This window comes from Rhodoplanes roseus, from assembly GCF_003258865.1.
Classification (GTDB): domain Bacteria; phylum Pseudomonadota; class Alphaproteobacteria; order Rhizobiales; family Xanthobacteraceae; genus Rhodoplanes; species Rhodoplanes roseus.
The window spans coordinates 1-5,541 of sequence record NZ_NPEX01000342.1; the positions used below are offsets into that span (position 1 = coordinate 1).

The window sequence follows — 5,541 nt, forward strand, 5'->3', positions numbered from 1 at the left end:
CCCGGTGCCAGGCACTTCGGAGTTCGCCTACCGGCTCACCGGCCTCGCCCGCTCACGCGCCTGCGGAAGCGTGTTCTGGGAAAGGAGCTTGATCATGATCAAGAACAGCCTCGCTCACGACCAGGTGGAATGGATCAAACAGAAGCTCGACGAGGTCGATGCCAAGCTGGCGTTGTTCGAAAGCTCGGCCGGCAAGCTGGCCGGACCGAGCCGTGTGTCGGATGCGGATGCCGATGCCGATCATGATCGGGCGGACGGTGACCGGTCCGATCCGGAGACCATCTGGGTGCCATGGCGGAAGGCGCCGTCGCGCCGCCGCCACGAGATCCTGCTTCCGACCGGCGCGGCCGGAGCCGACGATCGACCCATCCGCGCCGAGACACGCGCGACCCTCGTGGCGGCGATCGCTCGCGGCCGATGTTGGCTCGCCGAGATCGTCAGGGGCGGCGTCGACACCGCCGATTCGATCGCGGTCCGAGAGGGCTGCAGCGTGCGCCACGTGAACAAGATCATCTCGCTCGCCTTCCTGGCCCCGGATCTGGTCGAGGCGGCCGCCGCCGGCCGGCTGCCGCGTGGCATCGGGGTGGCGCGGCTCTCCGATCCGCCCGCCGAGTGGTCGCGCCAGCGCCACATGCTCGGGCTGCCCGGGTAGCGCGACGCGCCGGACGAACCGGTCTCAGCGTCTGTTCGAAGCGATCTCCGACGTGGGTGCGCTCGCCCGCCGGGAACGGGTTTGGAAACCCCAGAGACGGACGTCCAAAATCGGCCGGAACTGTCGCGAATCGGGTAACCCGGGGCACGCGTGCCGCAGCGGCCCGGCCCGTTCCCCGCGCCCCGAGAGGCACTCCTGCGGCCACTGCTTTCCGTTTGGCGGTGGAGACTGTCTGACGCCGCGGTTGTTTTATGGGCTGCTCAGGGGCGGCTTCCCTGGACAGGAATGCGCTGCTTATCATCTAGCGAATCGATTGTTGGACAGCCCGTGCAGTCCCGCTATCGACCGGATCAGCCAGGTCGATCCGAGCTGAGGTCGTCAGGAACGTCACCGAATGTCCCGAGGACAACCGCTTCTTTGGGGGGGGCCGGCACGACCCTGATGCCGCCCTTGATCCAGATCGCGAGGCTCGGGCCTTCCGTAGCCTCACAGCTGTTGCCTTCCACGACCTGTGACGCAACGAGATCGGCTCTTCGGCGACGCTGCTGATCGAGTTCGGCGCCGCGACCCCGACGCGGCCGCGCCGCCCTCAGTGGGCGGCCTCGGCCAGGAGGCCGCGGGCGGCCAGCTCCTCGCGCCGGGTCTTGAAATAGTCCTCGTCGCGGTCGTTGTCGTGGTGGTCGTGATAGGCGTTCTCGGTCATGCCGAGGCGCCAGTAGCCGATGGCGTGGATCTGGCGACGGTCCATCCGGCGCTCGTCACGCACATAGGCGCGCAGCGTCCGCACGGTTGCCGACTCGCCGGCGATGAAGGCGAACGGCCTCATCGCCGCCTCGGGCCAGCGCAGCGCCATCACGGCGTCGCGTAGCAGCGTGGTGCGGCCGGGCGTCTGGTCGTTCCGATGCAGCCAGGCCAGCGCGAGGCCGGCAGGCTTGCGGAAAACCTGCTCCTCGGCCGCGTCCGGCACCTCGACGAAGGCGTGGCCGACGGCGTTGTCGGGCAGCTTCTCCAGGATGGCGGCAATCGCCGGCAGGGCCGTGTGATCTCCGGCGAACAGGTACCAGTCGGCCGGGTTGATGTTCCGGCCGCCTGGCCCGCCGACGCCGACGCGGTCGCCCGGCTTCGCCCGGCGCGCGAAGCGGGTCGCCTCGCCGTCGGCGTGCAGCACGAAGTCGACGGCGAGTTCGCCCGCCGCCGCGTCGAATCGGCGCAGCGTGTAGGTGCGCACGATCGGGCGGACTGGGTCCTTCGGCCAGATCGGCTTGCCGCCCGGTCCCTCCAGGGGCCAGCCCGGATCGTCGACGCCCTCGGGCGCGAACAGGATCTTGAGATTCAGCGCGTCGTCACGAACACCGGCGAGCTCGGCGCCGCCGAGGATCAGACGGCGCATCTGCGGGGTCACGCTTTCGGTGCGCAGCACCTCGAGCACGCGGATGCCGCGGAAGCGCGCCGGCGCGCCGGCCGTGGCAATGGTCGGGTCGGTCATGAGAGTCCCTCGTGGCGATCAGGCTGCGGTGGAGTTTTCGGGCGGGACGCCGGGGGCAGCCGCAGGCACAGGCGGCGCGTCGAGTGCACCTTCGACAACGACATGCGGGACGCCGTTCGGGCCGAGTGTGATGCGGGCCGCGACGCCCCAGACGTCGGCGAGCGTCGCCGAGGTCAGCGCCTGCGCCGGCGTGCCGACCGCGACGGCGCGGCCGTGGTCGAGCACGACGACGCGGTCGGCCCAGCGGGCCGCCAGGTTGAGATCGTGCAGCACCACGACGACAATGCGGCCCTCGGCGGCGAGCGCCCGCACCGCCTCCATCACGGTGACCTGGTGGCGCAGGTCGAGCGCGCTGGTCGGCTCGTCGAGCAGCAAAAGCCGCGGCTCGCGCACCAGAGCCTGGGCGAGGCTGACGAGCTGGCGCTGGCCGCCGGAGAGCCGGTCGAGCGTGTCGAGCGCCAGGTCGGCGATGCCGAGCCGGTCGAGCGTCGTGATGGCGCGGCGCGCCGCGTCGGCGCCGGCCAGTGCGCCGGGGCGCGACGCCTCGAAAGCGGCGATCACGGATTCCAGCACCGACAGGGCGACGCCCTGGGGCAGCGACTGCGGCATGAAGCCGATCAGGTCGGCCCGCGCGGCGAGCGGCAGGCGCAGCAGATCGTGGTCGCCGAAGGTCACCCGGCCAGCCGCCTTCACCAGGCCGGCGAACGCCTTGAGCAGGGTCGACTTGCCGGCCGCGTTGGGGCCGACCAGCGCCGTGACGGCGCCGCCCGGCAGCGGCGGCAGCACGAGATCGCGGATCACCGGCCGGCCCGGATAGCCGGCCGACAGGCGTTCGACGGTCAGCGCGTCGGCGGTCCGCATCATCGGCCCCGCCGCGTCAGCACGAGAGTCATGAAGATCGGCACGCCGATCAGCGACGTGATCAGGCCGATCGGCAGCACGATGCCGGGCACCGCGGTCTTGCTGGCGATCGAGGCGAGCGACATCAGCACGGCGCCCGACAGCGCGCTGGCCGGCAGGAAGAAGCGATGGTCCTCGCCGATCAGCAGCCGCGCAATATGAGGCCCGACCAGGCCCACGAAGGCGACGACGCCCACATAGGCGACGGCAGCGCCGGTGAGCAGGCTCAGCCGCATCAGCGAGAACAACCGCAGCCGGCCGATGTCGATGCCGAGGCTTTTTGCGCGCTCGGCACCGAGGCGGAGCGCGGTCAGCTTCCATGCGGCCGCGAACGAGAACGGCACCACGCAGCCGATCACGGCGGCCAGGATCGTCGCCTTCTCACGAGTGGCGCGCGAAAGACTGCCCATGGTCCAGAAAACCAGCTGCTGCAGCGCCTGCTCGCTGGCGACGAACTGGATCAGCGCGACCAGCGCGTTGAAGGTGAAGAACAGCGCGATGCCGAACAGCACCAGGGTCTCGCCGCCGCTGCGCAGCCGGCCGAGGAGCTGCAGCAGCATGGCGGAGCCGAAAGCGAGCACGAAGGCGTTGACCGGGATCGTCCAGGTCGGCGGCACGCCGGGCAGGGCGATGCCGAGCACGATCGCCAGCGCCGCGCCGAACGTCGCGGCGGCCGACATGCCGAGCGTGAACGGGCTCGCCATCGGATTGTTGAGCACGGTCTGCATCTCGGCGCCGGCGAGCGACAGCGCGGTGCCGACCAGGATCGCCATCAGAGCCTGCGGCAGCCGCACGTCGAACACGATCACGGCGGCGCCGCGCCCGAGCTTTTCAGGAAACACCAGCCCGTGCAGCACGTCGGCGGCCGACAGCGACGACGGCCCGGTGACGAGGTCGAGCAGGAACGCCGCCAGCGCGGCGACCGCGAGCGCCGCCACGACCACGGCACGCTGCCGCAACCGCCGCCGATGCCCGGCGAGCGCGGCGTCCGCCACGGCGGAAAGAGGGTCCGTCGCGGCCATGGTCATAGGCGACCTTTCTGCCGTGGACAGAATGGCGGCGACGTTTCGAGCCCTGGGCTCACCCCCCTCCCTCTCCCTCCCCCACAAGGCGGGAGGGACCGCAAGAGTCGCAGCTCTGCACGGGACGACTCGGTCGTGCCGAGCCGTTCGACGACATCGCACCGCGCCGCTGACTGCTCCCTCCCCCCTTGTGGGGGAGGGTTGGGGAGGGGGGTGGCCACGCGTTCCGGCCCCTCGATCGAGACGACGTTCCGCATCGCGTCCTCACCGTCCCCCGCTATCGAGCGACACCCAGTAGGTGCCGGTCATCGGCACCGGCAGCAGCGTGTCGTTGGCGAGCTTCAGGCTGGCGTCGGGGGCGACGTCGGCGAACAGCTTGGGATGGAACCAGCGAGCCAGGGCCTCCAGCGCCAGCACGTTGAGCGGAAAGTTGCCGAACAGATGCCACAGGCCGTGGACGCGGCCGGTGCGCACCGCGGCGATGTCGGCGAGGCCGGGACTGCGCACCACGCTCTGCAGCTTCGCCCGTGAATCCGCCGCGTCGACGCCGGGGCCGAGCACCAGGCCGCCGGTGCCGGCCAGATGCACGCCGCCGGTCCCCACATAGACTTCGGGGTCGCGTCTGATCACGTATTCGAGGCCGATCGGGCCGAACGGCGTCTTGAGCACGTCGGCCGCGATGTTGTGGCCGCCGGCCGCGTCGATGAAGGCGCCGATGGTGGCGCGGCCCGGCGCGTTGCAGCAGTCGTTGAGGCCCGCATGGGCGTGCATCAGCACGGTCGGGGCGACCGGCTTCGCATCGGCGAGGCGGTCGCGGATCAGGAACGCGCGACTCTCGTGGAAGCGCACCACCGTCTCGGCGGCGTCCTCGCGCCCGAGCACGCGGCCGAGCAGGCGCAGGCTCGGCACGGTGTTGTCGAGCGGTTTTGCGACGAGATCGAGAAAGACCACCGGCACGCCGGCCGCCTCGAAGCGGGCGATCGTCTCCGACGAGCGCAGCGACGGGCCGTAGCCGCCCGACAGGATGGCGACGTCGGGCGCGGTCGCCAGCGCCTGCTCGATTGAGAACGACTCCTCCGAGCCGCGGCCGACGATCGGAATGCCGTCGATCGCCGGAAATTTCTCTCGGTAGCGGCCGTAGGTGACCTTGTCCTGGCGGATCAGATCGCCGGGCCAGCCGGCGAGCAGCGACACCGGGTCGGGATGGACGAGCGCCAGCGTCATGAGCTGACGCCCCTCGCCGAGCACGATGCGCTTCACCGGCCGGGTGATCTCGACCCGACGGCCGACCACGTCCGTCACCGTGATCACGTCGCGCGCGGCCTTCGCGCGGCGCGGCATCAGCGTGCCGGCCGCCGCGGCGGCGCCGATGCCGAGAAGCGTGCGGCGGGAGAGGGTCATGATGCGTCTTTCAGAGAAGCGGCAGGCAGGGCCCGAACCCTCTCCCCTCGTGGGAGAGGGTGGCTCGCCGCGAAGCGGCG

Annotated in this window: 4 protein-coding genes and 1 pseudogene; 1 reads left to right on the forward strand and 4 read right to left on the reverse strand. The window is 71.1% G+C overall.

The features are described from left to right. Positions 1–652 (forward strand): annotated as a pseudogene (locus CH341_RS27565) (hypothetical protein); the annotation flags it as partial. 589 nt (positions 653–1,241) lie between these two features. Here the strand turns inward: CH341_RS27565 and CH341_RS27570 are convergent. The 4 genes from CH341_RS27570 to CH341_RS27585 form a co-directional block, all read right to left on the reverse strand. After that, a complete protein-coding gene (locus CH341_RS27570) occupies positions 1,242–2,138 on the reverse strand; it encodes a siderophore-interacting protein (RefSeq protein ID WP_111422155.1) in 897 nt (298 codons plus the stop codon). A gap of 18 nt (positions 2,139–2,156) precedes the next feature. Then, positions 2,157–3,002: an ABC transporter ATP-binding protein gene (locus CH341_RS27575; RefSeq protein ID WP_111422156.1), complete on the reverse strand. Its 846-nt coding sequence runs from the start codon at positions 3,000–3,002 to the stop codon at positions 2,157–2,159. After that, a complete protein-coding gene (locus CH341_RS27580) occupies positions 2,999–4,060 on the reverse strand; it encodes a FecCD family ABC transporter permease (RefSeq protein ID WP_210208639.1) in 1,062 nt (353 codons plus the stop codon). The genes CH341_RS27575 and CH341_RS27580 overlap by 4 nt, the downstream gene beginning before the upstream one ends. Before the next feature lie 264 nt (positions 4,061–4,324). Further along, positions 4,325–5,461: an ABC transporter substrate-binding protein gene (locus CH341_RS27585; protein WP_245431279.1), complete on the reverse strand. Its 1,137-nt coding sequence runs from the start codon at positions 5,459–5,461 to the stop codon at positions 4,325–4,327. Positions 5,462–5,541 lie beyond the last annotated feature (80 nt).

Excerpts from the sequence above, each read along its gene's own strand:
- CH341_RS27570 (WP_111422155.1), bottom strand. The coding sequence starts at position 2,138 with ATGACCGACCCGACCATTGCCACGGCCGGCGCGCCGGCGCGCTTCCGC.
- CH341_RS27575 (WP_111422156.1), bottom strand. The coding sequence starts at position 3,002 with ATGATGCGGACCGCCGACGCGCTGACCGTCGAACGCCTGTCGGCCGGC.
- CH341_RS27580 (WP_210208639.1), bottom strand. The coding sequence starts at position 4,060 with ATGGCCGCGACGGACCCTCTTTCCGCCGTGGCGGACGCCGCGCTCGCC.
- CH341_RS27585 (WP_245431279.1), bottom strand. The coding sequence starts at position 5,461 with ATGACCCTCTCCCGCCGCACGCTTCTCGGCATCGGCGCCGCCGCGGCG.